Source organism: Bacillus sp. B4EP4a, from assembly GCF_006680105.1.
Taxonomy (GTDB): domain Bacteria; phylum Bacillota; class Bacilli; order Bacillales; family DSM-1321; genus Peribacillus; species Peribacillus simplex_E.
In genome coordinates this window covers 133,001-151,565 of sequence record NZ_VHIK01000003.1, presented here as the reverse complement: position 1 = coordinate 151,565, position 18,565 = coordinate 133,001, and the positions used below count along the sequence as shown (strand labels likewise).

Below are 18,565 nucleotides of genomic sequence, written 5' to 3'. Positions count from 1 at the left end.
GAGTGTGGTTATGCCCGAAGGAAAAATTATCAAAGCATTAAGTGGATTTTATTATGTCCTTGATGGTGAAGAGGTCTATCAATGCCGCGGACGGGGAGTGTTCAGGAAAAATAAGGTAACGCCGCTTGTGGGTGATTATGTGGTTTTTGAAGCGGAAAATAAAACGGACGGGACCGTGACCGAAATAAAACCGCGAAAGAATGAATTGATTCGTCCGCAAATCTCGAATGTAGACCAGGCTATCCTTGTCTTTTCAGCAGTAGAGCCTGATTTCAGTCCGGCATTGCTTGATCGATTCCTCGTACTGATCGAAGATAACGAAATCGAACCCATTATCGTCGTGACGAAACTTGACTTGGTTACGGCTGAAAACCAAAAGAAATTGTCTCAGTATATCAAGGACTATCAGAAACTTGGCTATACTGTACTGGAAACATCTTCAGTTACTGCTGGAGGAATTGAAGGACTAGTGCCGTATTTAGAAGGAAAAACCAGTGTATTTGCCGGTCAGTCCGGCGTTGGGAAATCGTCTTTGCTGAATGCAATCAATCCTGACTTGGCTTTAAAGACGGATGACATTTCATCACATCTGGGTCGTGGGAAGCATACCACCCGCCACGTTGAATTGATTCATATTGGCTCTGGACTTGTCGCAGATACTCCAGGGTTCAGTTCACTTGAATTCATGGAAATGGAAGCTGAACGGTTATCTTATTGCTTCCCGGAAATGCATAAGTATGGGGAAGACTGTAAATTCCGTGCCTGCCTGCACGATAAAGAACCGAAGTGTGCAGTGAAGGAAGCGGTTGACGCCGGGGAAATTCCACGTTATCGATATGAGCATTATATGCAATTCTTAGAAGAAATCAGAGATAGAAAGCCGAGGTATTAAAATGGTTAAAATCGCACCATCCATTTTATCAGCTGACTTTGCAAAATTGGGAGAAGAAATTCTTGATGTGGAAAGGGGCGGAGCGGATTTAATCCATGTGGATGTCATGGATGGGCATTTCGTGCCGAATATAACGATAGGCTCACTAATTGTTGATGCTATCCGCCCGGTGACAAAACTTCCGCTTGATGTTCATTTAATGATCGAACAACCTGATCGTTATATCGAGGCTTTTGCGAAAGCGGGAGCCGATTATATAACTGTACATGTAGAGGCATGCACTCATTTGCATCGGACGATACAATTGATTAAATCTTTTGGTGTAAAGGCAGGCGTGGTGCTTAATCCAGCCACTCCGGCTTCCTTAATCCATCCTATAATCGAAGATATTGACATGGTATTGTTGATGACGGTCAATCCGGGTTTTGGCGGGCAAAAGTTCATTAAATCCGTTCTGCCGAAAATTGCCGAAGTGAAGGCGATGGCAGAAATGTATAATCAAAACCTCGAAATAGAGATTGATGGAGGAGTGAATGAAGAAACGGCTAAACTATGTATTGAACAAGGGGCGACAGTCCTGGTGGCCGGCTCGGCAATATATAATCAAGAAGATCGACACGCAGCGATTCAAAAGATTCGGGGAAAGTGATATAGGCCGACACTATCATATTCGTATGATGGTGGTCGGCTTTTTTTATCAATTAAACAAAGGCACCTTGGATATGATTAGATATAGAAAAGGATGATTTCAATGATTATTAGTATAATGGCTGGAGGTCCGGAATGCTTTTGGCCGGATCTGAAATGGTATGTGGAGAAGACTGATCTTTGGGTCGGGGTTGATAGGGGAGTATGGTCCTTGCTTGAAAAAGGTATCGAACCTAAGTACGGTTTTGGGGATTTTGATTCAGTTTCGGAAGGCGAATACAAGAAGATTGAGCAAAGGCTGGAACAAATCAATCTATATTCTTCGGAAAAGGATGAAACGGATTTAGAGATTGCATTTAAATGGGCAATAGGGCAAAAGCCAAGTGAAATTCATATCCTGGGCGCTACAGGGGGAAGAATGGACCATTTTCTTGGAAATATCCAGCTGCTCCAAAAAGAAAGTGTCCTCCCTTATCATGGCGATATAGAAATATACATAGTCGATCGGCAAAATATATTCACAGTAAAGACAGCAGGTTCATATGATGTCACTGCTTTGAAAGATAAGAAATACTTGTCATTGCTTCCTGTAACGGCGGAAGTCACCGGCATTACACTTTCGGGTTTCAAATACCCACTGAATGATGCAAGCGTGGAAATAGGTTCGACGCTTTGCATCAGCAATGAACTAATTTCCGATTCTGGGAATGTTTCATTTGAGAAAGGCATATTAATGGTGATAAGAAGCAGTGATTAAAATTCATGCTTAGAGCAGATTCGGATATAATTACGATCATCCTATATCCGCTTAAAAGCTTATGTTGTAATAGAAAAATTCCACTTCATCTTTAATTGTGGGATGCAAAGAGGAGGGGCATGATGAAATTTTATACGATTAAATTGCCAAAAGTTCTGGGCAGTTTGGTAAGGGCTATGCTCGGAGCGTTTAAAAAAGGCTGATACTTATCTCCATGACACCTCTCAAATTCAGGGAGGTGTTATTTTTCGGTAAAAGGGGAAGCCATCCATTAATGGGTGAAGGCTTTCTTCCTTGATGCAGACCAGCCTTGATCAACGAATTGAAACCTTCCCCATTAATACTGGCCATTACAAGTAAAAAGGCATCCTAAGAGGATGCCGTAACATTATACGCGTTCTACTTTGCCCGATTTAAGAGCTCTTGCAGAAACGTATACACGTTTAGGTTTACCGTCAACTAAAATACGTACTTTTTGAAGGTTAGCGCCCCATGTACGCTTGCTAGCGTTCATTGCGTGAGAGCGGCTGTTACCAGAACGAGTTCTTCTTCCAGTGATTACACATTTACGTGCCATGTTAAATTCCCTCCTAACTACAACAAGCTTAAGTTTTTCGCAGTCGTCTTAAGTCTTTGTAAAATACTTTAATAATTTATCATACCTACCGTTAGAATGCAATACTTCAGTTAATTACTTTCAAGAAAAAAACCTTGACATACATACTTCAAAATTGAATTATATACAGTACCGTATGACATTTACTTTTAAAACCATAGACATTATAGTAAAATGTCTTTAGTTGATTTGATTTTTTGGGAGGGAAAAGAAAATGTCTATCGAATTACAAACGAAGTATGGACAAATTGACATCTCTAATGATGTTATCGCTACTGTAGCAGGCGGAGCAGCCGTGGATTGCTACGGAATTATAGGAATGGCTTCCAAAAAACAATTTAAAGACGGCATTGCCGAAATTTTAAGAAAAGAAAACTTTACTAAGGGTGTAATAGTCCGTCAAGAAGAAGAAGAAGTTCATATCGATATGTATATTATCGTAAGTTATGGAACGAAAATCTCGGAAGTTGCACATAATGTGCAATCAAAGGTAAAGTATACTCTGGACAAAACTGTAGGATTAGCTGTTGATTCCGTCAACATTTTTGTGCAGGGAGTTCGTGTGACGAACCCTTAAATATAGGAGGAAAGTTTTGTGTCAATTACAAGTTTAAACGGAAAGCGCTTTGCAGAAATGATCATTCAAGGTGCCAACCATTTAGCGGCTAATGCCCAAATGGTTGATGCGTTGAATGTTTTCCCTGTTCCAGATGGAGATACAGGAACGAATATGAATTTATCGATGACTTCGGGAGCGAAGGAAGTGCAAAATAACGTCCAGGAACACATCGGGAAAGTGGGTACGTCCCTTTCAAGAGGACTGCTAATGGGCGCACGCGGCAATTCAGGAGTAATCCTTTCGCAACTGTTCCGCGGTTTTGCTAAAGCGATTGAACATAAATCGGAAATCAATAGTGAAGAATTTGCCCAAGCTTTTGAAGCAGGGGTTCAGACAGCTTATAAAGCTGTAATGAAACCTGTTGAAGGAACCATTTTAACGGTTGCAAAAGATGCGGCCAAGCAAGCGGTTTCATCAGCAGCAAGGCACCAAGACCTTATTCAAGTAATGGAAGAAATCGTTAGTGAGGCCAATGCCTCATTAAAACGCACACCGGATCTTCTTCCAGTCTTAAAAGAAGTGGGAGTCGTTGATAGCGGTGGGCAAGGGTTGGTGTTCGTTTATGAAGGTTTCCTTGCTGAGCTGAAAGGTGAAGCCCTTCCAGTCCGATCTTCAAATGGTCCAAGCATGGACGACATGATCAGTGCCGAACATCACATGAATGTACAAGGGCATATGAATACGGAAGATATCGTGTATGGCTACTGTACGGAATTCATGGTCCGATTGGAAAGTGAAAAACTTGCCAATCAACCATTTGATGAAGAAAAATTCAGAAATGATTTAAGTGAATACGGAGATTCATTATTAGTCATCTCAGATGATGAAGTCGTCAAAGTACATATTCACTCGGAACAGCCTGGCACGTGCCTGAATTATGGACAGCAATATGGTAGTTTAATAAAAATGAAAATCGATAATATGCGTGAACAGCATACTGCGATTGTCGGTGAGACGAATACACCGCTTCAAACTAAACCGTCCACCAAAGAGAAGTACGCTGTAGTGTCAGTGGCGATGGGTGCTGGCATCAGTGAATTATTCAAAAGCATCGGCGCTAAGTCCATCATCGAAGGCGGCCAAACGATGAATCCTAGCACGGAAGATATCGTTAAAGCTGTCGAAGAGGCATATGCAGATCATGTGATCATCTTGCCTAATAATAAAAATATCATCATGGCGGCCAATCAGGCTGCAGATGTGCTTGGGGATCATGTGACTGTCATTCCAACGAAAACAGTACCACAGGGAATGGCTGCATTGTTATCATTCAACCCTTCACTTGATGCTGAAGCGAATAAAAAAGCGATGATCGAAGCCCTTTCGCATGTGAAAACGGGCCAGATTACTTATGCTGTCCGGGATACAAACATTGACGGTCTAGCAATCGAGACCGGGGACTTCATGGGAATTGCTGAAGGCACCATCAAAGTGAAGGATAAAGACATGACTCAGGCGGCAAAAGATCTTCTCTCCGATATGATTGACGAAGATTCGGAAATCCTTACCATTTTATATGGGGAAGATGCCACTGCTGAAGATGTCGAAAATCTTGTTGCGTTTTGTAATGAGAATTTCGAAGACGTTGAAGTTGAAGTCCATAATGGGAAACAACCTTTATATTCTTTTATTTTTTCAATTGAATAAGTAGAGGATCATGAAGATAAGGGAGACTTATTCGTCATAATTTTTGAAGGATCCTGAAAAAAATAAAAGGCAATAAACTGCATATGTCATTAGGCTATGCAGTTTTATTTTTTTGAAAAGAAGGATTACGGACAGCGTGATTGTAATTACAATATATCAGGCTTTATTATTTAACTACTCCCAGTGTACAAAAGGAGGAGCAAATCATGAAATTTAGAAGTGTATTCGATATAATTGGTCCTGTTATGATCGGCCCCTCTAGTTCCCATACAGCAGGAGCAGCAAGGATCGGTAGGGTTGCCAGGAATTTATTCGACCGGGAACCAAAATGGGCACATATTTCTTTTTACGGATCGTTTGCCAAAACCTATAAAGGCCATGGAACGGATGTAGCCATTGTAGGAGGCTTACTTGATTTTGATACATTTGATGAGAGAATCAAAGAATCGCTGGAACTAGCCCGCAAAAAGAAAATGAAAATTACTTTTCGGGAAGAAGAAGCAGTGCCGGAACATCCCAATACTGCAAAAATAACAGTTGGTGATGATGATGGTGAACTGGAACTTGTCGGAATATCGATTGGCGGGGGAAAGATCGAAATCGTCGAACTGAATGGGTTTAAATTGAGGCTCTCCGGGCACAACCCTGCCATACTCGTCGTTCATGATGATCGATTTGGTGCCATTGCCAATGTTTCAAACATATTAGCCAAGCATCAAATCAATATTGGCCAGATGGAAGTCTCCCGAAAAGAGAAAGGGAAGATGGCCTTGATGACGATTGAAGTGGACCATAACCTAGAGGATCACGTCATCGCTGAAATTACGGCACTCCCCAACATCACTCAAGTAGCAAGGATTGTGGATTGACAGGGCAATCGTTTCCACTTAGGAAGGAGAATGAATCATGTTTCGAAATGTAGCGGAATTAGTAGAATTAGCTGAATCAAAGCAGAAAAGAATTTCAACGCTGATGATAGAGCAGGAAATGGAAGTAACGGGAAAAAGCCGTGAAGAAATCATCCGCCAGATGGGTGTCAACCTGGATGTAATGGAACAGGCAGTTGAAAAAGGACTTCAAGGTGTACGGTCCGTTTCCGGCCTGACGGGAGGGGATGCAGTTCTTCTTCAGAATTACATTAAATCCGGAAATTCCTTATCCGGTGAACTGCTGTTGGATGCGGTAAGCAAAGCCGTGGCAACAAACGAAGTGAACGCAGCCATGGGAACGATTTGTGCGACACCGACTGCCGGATCTGCTGGTGTTGTGCCTGGAACACTTTTTGCTTTGCAAAATAAATTAAAACCGACTCGGGAACAAAAAATTGAGTTCCTATTTACAGCAGGGGCTTTTGGTTTTGTTGTTGCGAATAATGCTTCGATCTCTGGAGCCGCAGGGGGCTGTCAGGCGGAGGTCGGTTCTGCCTCGGGCATGGCAGCTGCAGCCATCGTTGAAATGGCAGGTGGGACACCGGCACAAAGTGCAGAAGCGATGGCTATCACATTAAAGAACATGCTTGGTCTTGTATGTGACCCTGTTGCTGGGCTTGTGGAAGTGCCTTGTGTGAAGCGGAATGCCATGGGTGCAGCCAATGCAATGGTTGCCGCAGATATGGCGTTAGCGGGGATCACAAGCCGGATACCGTGTGATGAAGTGATTGATGCGATGTATAAAATCGGGCAAACGATGCCATCGGCACTTAGGGAAACTGCACAAGGAGGTTTAGCGGCTACACCGACTGGGCGGGAGTTGGAAGCGAAAATCTTTGGCTTGCCGCTGAATAAGAAGTGAAAGCAACTATACAGGAACCCATAACAGCAGTAAAAGGAATTGGGGCCGAAACGGCGGCAGCGTTGGGGGAAATGGGGATCCATACCGTCGCGGATCTCCTTGAGCATCTCCCATATCGCTATGAAGATTACCGGTTGAGGGATTTGGAAACGGTCGAGCACGATGAGCGGGTTACCGTGGAAGGCAAGGTTCATACGGTGCCCACTTTAGGATACTTCGGAAAGAAAAAATCTAGGCTTACGATTAAAGTATTGACTGGGAGATATTTAATAAATGTCATTTTTTTTAACCAGCCATACCTGAAGCAAAAGCTCGCGATAGGTGAAACCGTAACAGTTACAGGGAAGTGGGATCGTCATCGCCAAACCATTACAGGGTCGGAATGCCACGTTGGTGATCGTAGCCGGGAGAAAGAGTTCGAACCGGTGTACTCAGTGAAAGGCAGCATTACGGTCAAGGGTCTCCGCCGCTTTATCTCCAATGCATTTTCTGAATATGGGGCAATGATAGAAGAGAATCTGCCCCCGCAATTATTGACGGCATACAAACTGATGCCTCGTAACGATGCTCTTCATACAATGCATTTCCCTCTATCGGCCAATGAGGTGAAAAAGGCTCGACGCCGTTTTGTGTATGAAGAGTTTTTATTGTTTCAACTTAAAATGCAGGCACTTCGTAAAGTGCAGAGGGAGCAGTCAAAAGGGATAGGACAGGAGTTTGACATGGAGCAGCTGGAAGCGTTCATTGGAACTCTCCCTTTTCCTTTGACGAACGCTCAAAATAGGGTCGTCGAGGAAATAATGAATGACATGAAATCTCCTTACCGGATGAATCGTCTACTTCAAGGGGATGTCGGGTCTGGAAAAACGGTGGTTGCCGCCATATGCCTGAAGGCGACGATTACAGCAGGTTTCCAAGGTGCACTTATGGTCCCGACGGAAATCTTGGCTGAGCAGCATTCACAATCCCTGAAGGCAATGTTGGAACCGAGTGGAGTAAAGGTCGCATTGTTGACAAGTTCGGTAAAAGGCAAAAAACGCAAGGAACTATTGCAAATGTTGGAATCCGGTGAGTTAGATCTTTTGATAGGAACTCATGCATTGATACAGGATGAAGTGAATTTTCGGAATCTAGGTCTTGTCATAACGGATGAACAACATCGTTTCGGAGTGGAACAGCGCCGCATCCTTCGTGAAAAAGGTACGAATCCAGATGTCCTTTTCATGACGGCAACACCGATTCCGCGAACGCTTGCAATTACAGTGTTTGGGGAAATGGACGTCTCCACGATCGATGAAATGCCTGCCGGGCGAAAAGCGATAGAAACCTATTGGGCGAAACACCAAATGCTTGATCGGATCTTAACCTTTGTCGAAAAGGAACTAAAGAAAGGGAGACAGGCTTACGTCATCTGTCCCTTGATTGAGGAGTCGGAGAAACTCGATTCTTTACAGAATGTTCTCGATGTTCATGCAATGCTGACACAATACTTTGCAAACAGGTACAAAGTGGGTCTTATGCATGGAAGGCTGCCCGCGGATGAAAAAGATGAAGTGATGCAGCAGTTTAGTGCCAATGAAGCACAAATCCTTGTTTCTACGACGGTTGTCGAAGTTGGGGTGAATGTTCCAAATGCAACGGTAATGGTCATTTATGATGCAGAACGGTTTGGGCTTTCACAGTTGCATCAGTTACGCGGAAGAGTTGGGCGGGGGAGTGATCAGTCCTTTTGCATACTGCTGGCTGATCCGAAAACGGAAGTCGGCAAAGAACGGATGAAAATAATGACCGAGACAAACGATGGTTTTGCCCTTTCCGAAAAAGATTTGGAACTTCGTGGCCCCGGGGACTTCTTCGGTAAAAAACAAAGCGGCCTTCCCGAGTTCAAGGTAGCCGACATGGTCCATGATTATAGGACCCTGGAAGTGGCAAGGACGGATGCAGCAAAATTGATTGCCTCCCAAAGCTTTTGGCATTCCCCGGAGTATACTCCGCTTCGGAACTATTTAGAGGGGACGGGCGTATTCACGGGAGAAAAGCTAGACTGAACTGAATGAAAAACCAATAGCAGATTGTGAGATTTTACGCAATATCTTGCAATCTGTTTTTAAAATATATATACTACTATTAGTACCTAGTCATAATACTACGGATGGTGACCTTCAAATGCGAAGAAATAAGAAGGAACGCCAGCAATTATTAATCGAAACGATTAAACAGAATCCTTTTGTAACGGATGAGGAGCTGGCTGAAAAATATTCGGTGAGCGTCCAGACCATTAGGCTTGACCGTCTTGAATTATCGATACCGGAACTGCGTGAGCGTATTAAAAGCGTTGCCGAGAAAAAATTCAGTGACGAAATCAGGGCATTGCCTTTGGATGAGATCATCGGGGAAGTAATTGACCTTAATTTAGATGATAATGCAATTTCGATTTTGGATATAAATAAAGAGCATGTCTTTAAGCGGAATGGAATTGCAAGGGGACATCACCTTTTTGCCCAAGCGAATTCATTGGCTGTAGCAGTCATAAATGATGAACTGGCATTAACTGCAAAAGCATCCATTTTATTTACTCGTTCTGTAAAGGAAAATGAAAGAGTGGTAGCTAAAGCGAGGGTTAAAAGCGTGGACCACACCAACGATCGTTCCGTGGTGGAAGTCAGAAGCTACGTGGGTAATGAACTGGTTTTTAAAGGCGAGTTCGAAATGTATCGCTCTTAACTTTCTAGTAAAGGATGAAAGAAAATGAAGATTACGATAGATGCCATGGGTGGCGATAATGCTCCCGAGGCACAGGTTTTGGGAGCGATGAAAGCTGTCGAGAATTTTTCCGATGTGGAAATCACCTTGATAGGCAATCAAGCTGAAATTAACCAATACTTAGCGAAACATGACCGTATAAGGGTTATACATACTGATGAAAAAATATTGAGTACCGATGAACCGGTTCGTGCGGTCCGGCGCAAGAAAAGCGCCTCGATGGTGTTGGCAGCACAGCAAGTGGCTGACGGAGAAGCCGATGCATGTATTTCTTCCGGCAATACAGGGGCGCTAATGGCTGCGGGCTTGTTTGTGGTCGGAAGGATAGAAGGAATTGAACGTCCGGCATTGGCTCCCACCCTTCCGACAATCGATGGTAAAGGTTTTGTGCTACTGGATGTAGGTGCGAACTCCGATGCGAAACCGGAGCATCTCCTTCAATTCGCCATAATGGGGTCTGTTTATGCACAAAAAGTGCGGGGAATCGAAAAGCCCCGTGTCGGATTACTTAATATTGGCACAGAAGAAAAAAAAGGGAATGAACTGACAAAGCATGCCTTTACATTACTGCAGCAATCATCGGAGATATCCTTTATAGGTAACGTAGAGGCAAGGGACCTCCTGAACGGGCCGGCAGATGTTGTCGTAACGGACGGCTTCACGGGAAATATGGTATTAAAGACGCTTGAAGGTACTGCTATGGGCGTATTCAAAATGGTGAAAACGGCTTTGATGAGCAATCTCAAGAGTAAGTTGGCCGCAGCAATGGTAAAGCCTGAACTAAAAGGCATAAAAAATAAAATGGATTACTCGGAGTATGGCGGTGCCGGCCTATTCGGTTTGAAGGCCCCAGTCATTAAGGCTCATGGTTCTTCAGATGCGAATGCGGTCTATAATGCAATACGCCAGACTCGCGATATGGTTGGAAATGACGTCATATCGACAATTGCGGAGACGATAGAAAAACAATAATAAATCATAGAGGCAGGGGAGTAACAGATGGGTAAAATTGCTTTTGTCTTTCCAGGACAAGGTTCACAAACAATAGGAATGGGGCATGGCTTATTTCAGGAAAACGAGCGTGCTCAGCAAATTTTTCGAACAGCTGATGAAAAACTTGATTTTCCACTTTCCGAATTGATCTTTAATGGCACACAACAAGAATTAACGGTGACTTATAATGCACAGCCTGCTTTATTGACCACGAGTTATGCTTTTGTCAAGGAGTTGGAAGAAGCGGGGATCAAACCCGATTATACAGCCGGGCACAGTTTAGGTGAATATACGGCATTAGTGGCATCTGGTGCAATTTCTTTTGAGGATGCCGTATATACAGTGCGTAAGCGTGGTGAATTCATGGAAGCTGCGGTACCGAATGGTCAAGGCTCAATGGCTGCGATTTTGGGAATGGACCGGGAAGCTCTATCTGAAGTCACTTCTGAAATTACGGCCACAGGGGAATCCGTTCAATTGGCCAATATTAACTGTCCAGGGCAAATCGTCATTTCAGGCACCTCGGAAGGGGTTAAACTTGCGAGTGCAAAAGCTAAGGAAAATGGCGCTAAACGGGCTCTGCCTCTTGAAGTTAGTGGACCGTTCCATTCGGAATTGATGAAACCGGCAGCAGAAAAGTTACAGGGTGTCCTTGATGAAGTAAGCTTCAAACAGGCAGAAATTCCTGTTATTTCAAACGTAACGGCTAAGCCCATTACAGCACCTGCCGAAATAAAAGAAAAATTAATCGAACAACTGTATTCACCGGTCCTTTGGGAGGACAGTGTGAAAAATCTACTTGAATTGGGCGTGGATACGTTCATCGAGGTGGGCCCTGGGAAAGTATTGGGCGGATTGATTAAGAAAATTGATCGTTCCGTTCAAATTCACTCGGTATCCGATATAGATACTCTAACTAAAACAATTGAAACATTGAAGGGGGTACAAGCATGATCCTCGAAGGAAAAAAAGCACTTGTAACGGGAGCTTCACGAGGTATAGGCAGGGAAGTTGCATTAGAACTTGCCCGTCAGGGAGCAGATGTTGCCATCAACTATTCTGGCAGTGAAGCTAAAGCGAATGAAGTGGTTGACGAAATCAAGGCATTGGGCCGTAAAGCATTCGCCATACAATGCGATGTTGCAAATAGTGAATCGGTGACAAGCATGATCAAAGAGGTCGTCGAACAGTTTGGCAGAGTGGATATCCTGGTCAATAATGCTGGCATCACACGTGATAACCTATTGATGCGTATGAAAGAAGATGAATGGGATTCAGTGATCAATACGAATCTTAAAGGCGTGTTCCTATGCACCAAAGCGGTTACAAGGCAAATGATGAAACAGCGTAGCGGCAGGATCATCAATATGGCATCGATCGTCGGCGTCAGCGGAAATGCAGGGCAGGCTAATTATGTAGCGGCTAAAGCTGGTGTGATCGGCCTGACTAAAACCACGGCAAAGGAACTCGCTTCAAGAGGCATTACGGTCAATGCGATTGCCCCAGGTTTCATCTCAACGGATATGACGGGTGAATTGCCTGAAGACGTCCAAAAAGCCATGCTGGACCAAATTCCGCTTGCACGGTTCGGTGACCCTAAAGATATTGCTGCAGTGGCGTCTTTCCTCGCTTCTGATGCCAGCAAATATATGACTGGGCAAACTCTTCATGTAGATGGCGGCATGGTTATGTAAGTTTTCTTTGATTTTTTTCGAAATTAATTTATAATGTTTTGAGGGGAGGTGAACACATTGGCAGATGTATTAGAAAGAGTAACTAAAATCGTTGTAGATCGTTTGAACGTAGAAGAATCAGAGGTAAAACTTGAAGCTTCTTTCAAAGAAGATCTTGGTGCCGATTCCCTTGATGTAGTTGAACTAGTCATGGAATTCGAAGACGAGTTTGATATGGAAATTTCGGACGATGACGCTGAAAAAATCGCCACAGTAGGTGATGCTGTGAATTACATACAAAGCACTATGTAATGAATTGTCATTTGACTAAAAGCTCCGTTTTATAACGGGGCTTTCTCTTATTGCTTAAAGAAGTTTGATGCAGCGGCAGATAAGGAAATGAGCATGTACACGGTAAGTTCCGCCTGCATGGCAGTGGTCTTTTGCCTTTAGTTTTCTTTAAGCGGATAATAATGTATGATGGTACATAGGAAAGCTTGACAGGAATTCCTGCCAGGTTTCTTTTTATATATTGGAAAAATATGCTTTTTGAACCGTTGTGGAGGGTTTTGTGTGATGCGTAGGAACGGAAATAATCGTAAACCATCAATCAAGGATAATAAATTTAAACAGTTGCAAGAAAATCTGGGTTTTCATTTTAAAGATGAAAATCTATTAAAACAAGCTTTTACGCATTCATCTTATGTGAATGAGCATCGCCGTAAGCCTTATGAAGATAATGAAAGGCTTGAATTCTTAGGGGACGCTGTACTTGAATTGACCATCTCTAAATACTTATATCAAAAATATCCGATGATGAGCGAAGGTGAACTTACCAAACTAAGGGCAGCCATTGTGTGTGAGCCTTCACTTGTTGCTTTTGCAAATAGCCTTTCTTACGGGGAATATGTATTACTCGGAAAAGGGGAAGAAATGACAGGTGGAAGAGAACGCCCTGCCATGCTTGCGGATGTATTCGAAGCCTACATTGGTGCTTTGTACCTTGATCAAGGATTAGAGCCGGTTGTGCAGTTTTTGACGAATGTCGTGTTTCCGAAGATAGACGAGGGTGCTTTTTCTCATGTGATGGATTATAAGAGCCAGCTTCAGGAGCTGATCCAGCGGGATGCCATCGGTGTCCTGCAATATAAGATCTTGCAGGAAAAAGGACCGGCTCATAATCGGGAGTTTGTTTCGACCGTCTCCCTTAATGGGGAAGAACTGGGCTCTGGAATAGGAAAGTCCAAAAAAGAAGCGGAGCAGCATGCTGCCGAGCATGCATTGGTCGTTTTAAAAGATAAAAAATCAACAAGATAGTTTAACAGTAGAGGGGGAAAGGTCATGTTCCTCAAACGTTTGGACGTTGTAGGATTTAAATCTTTCGCAGAGAAAATTTCGATTGATTTTGTACCTGGTGTCACGGCAGTGGTTGGACCAAACGGAAGCGGTAAAAGTAATGTGACCGATGCAGTCCGATGGGTACTTGGAGAGCAGTCTGCGAAATCACTGCGTGGAGCAAAAATGGAAGATATCATCTTTTCGGGAAGTGACACGAGGAAAGCGTTGAATTTTGCGGAAGTATCATTGACCCTTGATAACGAGACCAATTCCCTACCGATCGACTTTCATGAAGTCAGTGTGACAAGGCGTGTATATCGATCGGGAGAAAGTGAATTTTTCATTAATAATCAAGGTTGCCGTCTGAAAGACATCATAGACCTTTTCATGGATTCTGGTCTGGGGAGAGAAGCATTTTCCATCATCAGCCAAGGGAAAGTGGAAGAAATCCTAAGCAGTAAGGCTGAAGAAAGACGAGTGATCTTTGAAGAGGCAGCCGGTGTCCTGAAGTATAAAACTAGAAAACGAAAAGCGGAATCGAAGCTGACGGAAACACAGGATAACTTAAACCGTGTCCATGATATCCTCCATGAATTGGAGGGGCAGGTGGAGCCGTTAAAAATTCAGTCTTCCCTCGCCAAGGAATTTTTGGCGAAGAAAGAAGAGCTTGAGCAAATAGAAGTGGCTTTAACCGTTTTTGAAATAGAAGAGCTTTATGAAAAATGGGAAAAACTGTCACGAGAACTTGAAAAACATAATGAAATGGAACAGCAAATGGCTGGACAGCTTCATGACAGGGAAGCGCATCTCAAAAAACAAAGGGATAGTCTCGCGACGCTTGAGACATCGATCAATGGACTTCAGGAAATTCTCCTGAATGCCAGCGAAGAACTTGAAAAGCTTGAAGGCCGTAAAGAGGTTTTGAAAGAACGGAAAAAAAATGCTGCCCAAAACAAGTCACAGCTAGAAAAGGCGATTGTGGAGGGTGAGGCTGCCGTCGAGCGTTTGGCTTTGCAAAAGGAAAGAGAAACGGAAATCCTGAATGCACTGAACTTGGAAGTGAAGGGGATTTCTGAAACCTTACATGAAAAACAAAAAAGCCTAGGCCTTTTCAATAGTGATATTGAAGCGATGATCGAAGCAAAAAAGAGTGACTATATCGAGTGGTTGAACAAGCAGGCATCGGCTAAAAACGAAAAACAATACCTACTCCAGCAATTAACGCAGCAGGAACATAAAAATGCTAAACTTGATATGGAAAATGAAAAGTTCTTAACCGAAAGAATGGATATCACTGCTAAAAAAATGGAATATTCACAGCTGATGGAAAATATGACCAAGCAGCTTGAAGAGCATGTCACTTATTTCCGAAATCAGCAGAATAAATTGAATGCTGCAAAAGATACGTATCAAAAACAAGAAACCACCCTTTATAAGGCCTATCAATTTCTTCAACAGGCAAAATCTCGTAAGGAACTTCTTGAAGAAATGGAAGATGATTATGCTGGCTTTTTTCAGGGTGTAAAAGAGGTTTTGAAAGCGAAAGAAACCCTTCGAGGCATTGAAGGGGCAGTTGCGGAATTGATAAAGGTTCCAAAGGAATATGAAACGGCCATCGAAACGGCTCTGGGCGGAGCGATGCAGCATGTTGTCGTGGAACGCGAAGAGCATGCACGGGAAGCCATTTCCTTCTTGAAGAAAAATAGGTATGGGCGTGCGACGTTCTTGCCTTTATCAGTCATAAAGGCAAGAGAGATATCAGCTAACCAACTATCGATGCTGAAGAGTCATTCAGCTTTTGTGGGGACGGGTTCCTCATTGATCCAATATGATGATAGGCATGCAGCGATTGCTGAAAACCTATTAGGAACCGTGATGATCACAACTGATTTAAAAGGTGCAAATGACCTGGCGAAAATGATGCAGCACCGTTTCCGCTTCGTAACACTTGAAGGGGATATCGTCAATCCAGGTGGTTCAATGACTGGTGGAGCCTTAAAGCAAAAAACGACCTCCCTGCTTTCAAGGAAAACGGAATTGGAAGAGCTCCATCAAAAACTTGCTGCCATGGAAGCTAAAACGAATCAGCTAGAAAAGCAAGTCAAACAGCTCAAAGTGGATTTGGGTGTTCAAGAGCAAACGCTTGAACAAACCAGAAAAACAGGAGAGAGACTTCGATTACAAGAACAAACCCTTAAGGGCGAACTCCGTGAAGTGGAACTGCAGGAAAGAAATGTGAATGAACGGCTGCATCTTTATGATTTGGATAAAAATTCATATTTGGAAGAACAACAGCAAAAAACAGCAAGACTTGAAGAGCTGGAAGAACTTTTGGAATCGTGTAAAACTGAGATTGAAGGGCTGGACCGGTTGATTTCCGAAATGACCGAACAAAAGCAATCTCAACAATCCTCAAAAGAGAGCCTTGCTGAAGAAACGAATGAACTGAGGGTAATGCTTGCCTCTAAGCGCGGCCAGCTGCAAAACCAAAAAGAGAAGATGGAACGCATTGAATCGGATCTTTCAAAGGAAACAAGCAGGCTTGCCGAAAACAAAGATGATTTAGGGCTCCTGACCAATGAAATGACAGACAGTTCAAGCGGGGAAGAGTCCCTGGAAGATATGGCTCAGCAGAAATTGCTCGATAAAAATGGAGCAATTGAAGGAATCGCCATAAAAAAACAGGAAAAAAACGAGCTTCTAACGGAAGTTGAAACGCTTGAACTGTCCTTGAAAGAAGAAAATCGACTTTATAGAGGCATTGTCGAAGTGATAAAGGATGAAGAAGTGAAATTAACTCGTCTGGATGTCGAACTGGAAAATCGCCTCGACCACTTGAGAGAAGAATATACCCTTTCCTTTGAAGGTGCTAAAGAACAGTATCCATTGATGATGCCTGCAGAAGAGGCTCAAAAAAGGGTGAAGCTCATCAAGCTTGCAATCGAGGAACTGGGGACGGTGAATCTAGGTGCAATTGATGAATACGCACGTGTAGCTGAACGCTATGAATTCCTTCTTAGTCAAAAGGAAGACCTTCAACAGGCGAAAGATACATTATTCCAAGTCATCGATGAAATGGATGATGAAATGAAGCGGCGCTTTGCGGATACCTTCTATTCGATCCGTGAAGAATTCGAACAAGTCTTCAAAGCTTTATTCGGCGGAGGCAGAGCGGAGCTGAAGCTGACAAATCCGGATGATTTACTAAATACAGGAGTAGATATCATTGCACAGCCTCCTGGGAAAAAACTGCAAAATTTGAGCCTCTTATCCGGGGGAGAACGAGCATTGACAGCCATAGCCCTTTTATTCTCCATTCTAAAAGTGCGTCCGGTGCCTTTCTGTATCCTTGATGAAGTCGAGGCAGCGCTTGATGAGGCGAATGTCGTCCGGTTCAGTCAATTTTTAAGGAAGTTCAGCAGGGAAACACAGTTCATCGTGATTACTCACCGCAAAGGCACGATGGAAGAGGCGGATGTCCTATATGGCATTACGATGCAGGAGTCAGGCGTCTCCAAACTTGTTTCAGTCCGGATGGAAGAATCAGAAAACTTTATTGAAGTTTAAAATTCATGAATTAGAGGAAGTGGGACAATGAGTTTTTTCAAAAAGCTAAAAGAGAAATTTACGACCCAGGAAGAAAAAGAAAAATCAGTTGAAGCAGAAGTATCCATAGGGGAAAAATTCAAGCAAGGTTTGACAAAGACGAGGAATTCCTTTACTGGAAGGGTTAATGAACTTGTTGCCCGTTACCGGAAAGTGGATGAGGACTTTTTTGAAGAACTTGAAGAAATCCTGATACAGGCTGATGTGGGCTTTGATACTGTGATGGAACTGATTGATCAATTAAAAATGGAAGTCAAGCTTCGCAATATCTCTGATACGAGGGAAGTGCAGTCCGTTATTTCCGAAAAGCTTGTTGAAATCTACCAAGGTGATGAAGAAGCGACTTCAAGCCTGAATATACAAGAAGAAGGTTTGACGGTCATTTTGTTTGTAGGGGTTAATGGGGTAGGTAAAACGACGACCATTGGTAAACTTGCCCATAAATTCAAAACGGCAGGTAAATCTGTCGTATTGGCTGCCGGGGATACCTTCCGTGCCGGTGCAATCGAACAGCTTGAGGTTTGGGGAGAGCGTGTCGGTGTCAGTGTAATCAAACAGGGTGAAGGCTCTGATCCTGCAGCGGTCATGTTCGATGCCATTCAGGCCGCCAAGGCACGAAAAGCGGATATACTGATCTGCGACACGGCTGGTCGCTTACAGAATAAAGTGAATTTAATGAAGGAATTGGAAAAGGTGAAACGTGTAATTGAACGTGAAGTACCAGGTGCACCACACGAGGTGTTGCTTGCCCTTGATGCTACAACTGGGCAAAATGCCCTTATTCAGGCCAAGACATTCAAGGAAGCGACCAATGTTTCCGGTATTGTTTTAACAAAGCTTGATGGCACCGCAAAAGGTGGAATTGTTTTGGCAATTCGCAATGAATTGGCCATTCCCGTTAAATTTGTCGGGCTAGGTGAAAAAATGGACGATCTACAGGAATTCGATGCTGAGAAATATGTTTATGGCCTTTTTGCTGATATCATCGATAAAGAAGAGATTTAGAAAAATTGTAAGCCAGAAGAGATATTTCTCTTCTGGTTTTTTGTTCACAGTGGTTATTTGGAGTAGCAATTGCATAAAGGTCTAAAAAAAAGGATGAAAAAAGAAAAAATAATGCTTTGCAAACAAGTGGTAAGGAGTTTAACTTGACATCAAATAAACTAGGCTTTACAATATAAACTTGTAAAGGGTTTTCACTTAACAGCAGGGAGGCTTGCTA

At 43.2% G+C, this 18,565-nt stretch carries 18 protein-coding genes; 17 read left to right on the top strand and 1 reads right to left on the bottom strand.

The window, feature by feature from the left end; genetic code table 11:
- The first annotated feature begins 10 nt into the window (after positions 1-10).
- The 4 genes from rsgA (at position 11) to spoVM (ending at position 2,500) form a co-directional block, all read left to right on the top strand.
- The gene (rsgA, locus tag FNK51_RS01200; RefSeq protein WP_141992197.1) at positions 11-892 is read left to right on the top strand and encodes a ribosome small subunit-dependent GTPase A; all 882 of its coding nucleotides are present in this window, start codon (positions 11-13) and stop codon (positions 890-892) included.
- A 1-nt stretch (position 893) separates the two neighbouring features.
- The gene (gene rpe / locus FNK51_RS01195; RefSeq protein ID WP_141992196.1) at positions 894-1,541 is read left to right on the top strand and encodes a ribulose-phosphate 3-epimerase; all 648 of its coding nucleotides are present in this window, start codon (positions 894-896) and stop codon (positions 1,539-1,541) included.
- Between the two features lie 102 nt (positions 1,542-1,643).
- Positions 1,644-2,297, top strand: a complete 654-nt coding sequence (locus FNK51_RS01190; protein ID WP_141992195.1) for a thiamine diphosphokinase — start codon at positions 1,644-1,646, stop codon at positions 2,295-2,297.
- A 122-nt stretch (positions 2,298-2,419) separates the two neighbouring features.
- Positions 2,420-2,500: a stage V sporulation protein SpoVM gene (gene spoVM / locus FNK51_RS01185; protein ID WP_034313769.1), complete on the top strand. Its 81-nt coding sequence runs from the start codon at positions 2,420-2,422 to the stop codon at positions 2,498-2,500.
- A gap of 185 nt (positions 2,501-2,685) precedes the next feature.
- Here the strand turns inward: spoVM and rpmB are convergent, their stop codons facing one another.
- Positions 2,686-2,874: a 50S ribosomal protein L28 gene (gene rpmB, locus FNK51_RS01180; protein ID WP_034313767.1), complete on the bottom strand. Its 189-nt coding sequence runs from the start codon at positions 2,872-2,874 to the stop codon at positions 2,686-2,688.
- Between the two features lie 253 nt (positions 2,875-3,127).
- On the opposite strand from rpmB, the gene FNK51_RS01175 reads away from it, so the two are divergent.
- From FNK51_RS01175 to ftsY, 13 genes are all read left to right on the top strand, one after another.
- Positions 3,128-3,490, top strand: a complete 363-nt coding sequence (locus FNK51_RS01175; protein WP_048684651.1) for an Asp23/Gls24 family envelope stress response protein — start codon at positions 3,128-3,130, stop codon at positions 3,488-3,490.
- Between the two features lie 18 nt (positions 3,491-3,508).
- Complete coding sequence (locus tag FNK51_RS01170; RefSeq protein WP_141992194.1) at positions 3,509-5,179, top strand: DAK2 domain-containing protein; 1,671 nt, start codon at positions 3,509-3,511, stop codon at positions 5,177-5,179.
- Between the two features lie 206 nt (positions 5,180-5,385).
- The gene (sdaAB, locus tag FNK51_RS01165) at positions 5,386-6,048 is read left to right on the top strand and encodes an L-serine ammonia-lyase, iron-sulfur-dependent subunit beta (protein WP_098371044.1); all 663 of its coding nucleotides are present in this window, start codon (positions 5,386-5,388) and stop codon (positions 6,046-6,048) included.
- 37 nt (positions 6,049-6,085) lie between these two features.
- Positions 6,086-6,970: an L-serine ammonia-lyase, iron-sulfur-dependent, subunit alpha gene (gene sdaAA, locus FNK51_RS01160; protein WP_141992193.1), complete on the top strand. Its 885-nt coding sequence runs from the start codon at positions 6,086-6,088 to the stop codon at positions 6,968-6,970.
- Positions 6,967-9,018 carry an ATP-dependent DNA helicase RecG gene (recG, locus tag FNK51_RS01155; RefSeq protein WP_098371042.1) on the top strand — a complete coding sequence of 684 codons (2,052 nt, stop codon included), beginning with the start codon at positions 6,967-6,969 and terminating at the stop codon, positions 9,016-9,018. The genes sdaAA and recG overlap by 4 nt, the downstream gene beginning before the upstream one ends.
- 118 nt (positions 9,019-9,136) lie before the next feature.
- Positions 9,137-9,694: a transcription factor FapR gene (fapR, locus tag FNK51_RS01150; RefSeq protein WP_098371041.1), complete on the top strand. Its 558-nt coding sequence runs from the start codon at positions 9,137-9,139 to the stop codon at positions 9,692-9,694.
- A 24-nt stretch (positions 9,695-9,718) separates the two neighbouring features.
- Positions 9,719-10,705 (top strand): phosphate acyltransferase PlsX, encoded by a 987-nt coding sequence (gene plsX / locus FNK51_RS01145; RefSeq protein ID WP_098371040.1) that lies wholly within the window; start codon positions 9,719-9,721, stop codon positions 10,703-10,705.
- Between the two features lie 27 nt (positions 10,706-10,732).
- Complete coding sequence (fabD, locus tag FNK51_RS01140) at positions 10,733-11,680, top strand: ACP S-malonyltransferase (protein WP_098371039.1); 948 nt, start codon at positions 10,733-10,735, stop codon at positions 11,678-11,680.
- Positions 11,680-12,420 (top strand): 3-oxoacyl-[acyl-carrier-protein] reductase, encoded by a 741-nt coding sequence (gene fabG / locus FNK51_RS01135; protein ID WP_179891053.1) that lies wholly within the window; start codon positions 11,680-11,682, stop codon positions 12,418-12,420. Before fabD ends, fabG begins: the two co-directional genes overlap by 1 nt.
- 57 nt (positions 12,421-12,477) lie before the next feature.
- Positions 12,478-12,711: an acyl carrier protein gene (locus FNK51_RS01130; RefSeq protein ID WP_034313729.1), complete on the top strand. Its 234-nt coding sequence runs from the start codon at positions 12,478-12,480 to the stop codon at positions 12,709-12,711.
- A 264-nt stretch (positions 12,712-12,975) separates the two neighbouring features.
- A complete protein-coding gene (gene rnc / locus FNK51_RS01125) occupies positions 12,976-13,716 on the top strand; it encodes a ribonuclease III (protein ID WP_098371037.1) in 741 nt (246 codons plus the stop codon).
- A 24-nt stretch (positions 13,717-13,740) separates the two neighbouring features.
- Positions 13,741-17,304 (top strand): chromosome segregation protein SMC, encoded by a 3,564-nt coding sequence (gene smc, locus FNK51_RS01120; RefSeq protein WP_141992192.1) that lies wholly within the window; start codon positions 13,741-13,743, stop codon positions 17,302-17,304.
- A 27-nt stretch (positions 17,305-17,331) separates the two neighbouring features.
- The gene (gene ftsY, locus FNK51_RS01115; protein ID WP_141992191.1) at positions 17,332-18,348 is read left to right on the top strand and encodes a signal recognition particle-docking protein FtsY; all 1,017 of its coding nucleotides are present in this window, start codon (positions 17,332-17,334) and stop codon (positions 18,346-18,348) included.
- Positions 18,349-18,565 lie beyond the last annotated feature (217 nt).

What these genes read in the sequence shown, in the direction of transcription:
- rsgA (WP_141992197.1), top strand. Translation starts at nt 11, where the DNA reads ATGCCCGAAGGAAAAATTATCAAAGCATTAAGTGGATTTTATTATGTC.
- rpe (WP_141992196.1), top strand. Translation starts at nt 894, where the DNA reads ATGGTTAAAATCGCACCATCCATTTTATCAGCTGACTTTGCAAAATTG.
- FNK51_RS01190 (WP_141992195.1), top strand. Translation starts at nt 1,644, where the DNA reads ATGATTATTAGTATAATGGCTGGAGGTCCGGAATGCTTTTGGCCGGAT.
- spoVM (WP_034313769.1), top strand. Translation starts at nt 2,420, where the DNA reads ATGAAATTTTATACGATTAAATTGCCAAAAGTTCTGGGCAGTTTGGTA.
- rpmB (WP_034313767.1), bottom strand. Translation starts at nt 2,874, where the DNA reads ATGGCACGTAAATGTGTAATCACTGGAAGAAGAACTCGTTCTGGTAAC.
- FNK51_RS01175 (WP_048684651.1), top strand. Translation starts at nt 3,128, where the DNA reads ATGTCTATCGAATTACAAACGAAGTATGGACAAATTGACATCTCTAAT.
- sdaAB (WP_098371044.1), top strand. Translation starts at nt 5,386, where the DNA reads ATGAAATTTAGAAGTGTATTCGATATAATTGGTCCTGTTATGATCGGC.
- sdaAA (WP_141992193.1), top strand. Translation starts at nt 6,086, where the DNA reads ATGTTTCGAAATGTAGCGGAATTAGTAGAATTAGCTGAATCAAAGCAG.
- fapR (WP_098371041.1), top strand. Translation starts at nt 9,137, where the DNA reads ATGCGAAGAAATAAGAAGGAACGCCAGCAATTATTAATCGAAACGATT.
- plsX (WP_098371040.1), top strand. Translation starts at nt 9,719, where the DNA reads ATGAAGATTACGATAGATGCCATGGGTGGCGATAATGCTCCCGAGGCA.
- fabD (WP_098371039.1), top strand. Translation starts at nt 10,733, where the DNA reads ATGGGTAAAATTGCTTTTGTCTTTCCAGGACAAGGTTCACAAACAATA.
- rnc (WP_098371037.1), top strand. Translation starts at nt 12,976, where the DNA reads ATGCGTAGGAACGGAAATAATCGTAAACCATCAATCAAGGATAATAAA.
- smc (WP_141992192.1), top strand. Translation starts at nt 13,741, where the DNA reads ATGTTCCTCAAACGTTTGGACGTTGTAGGATTTAAATCTTTCGCAGAG.
- ftsY (WP_141992191.1), top strand. Translation starts at nt 17,332, where the DNA reads ATGAGTTTTTTCAAAAAGCTAAAAGAGAAATTTACGACCCAGGAAGAA.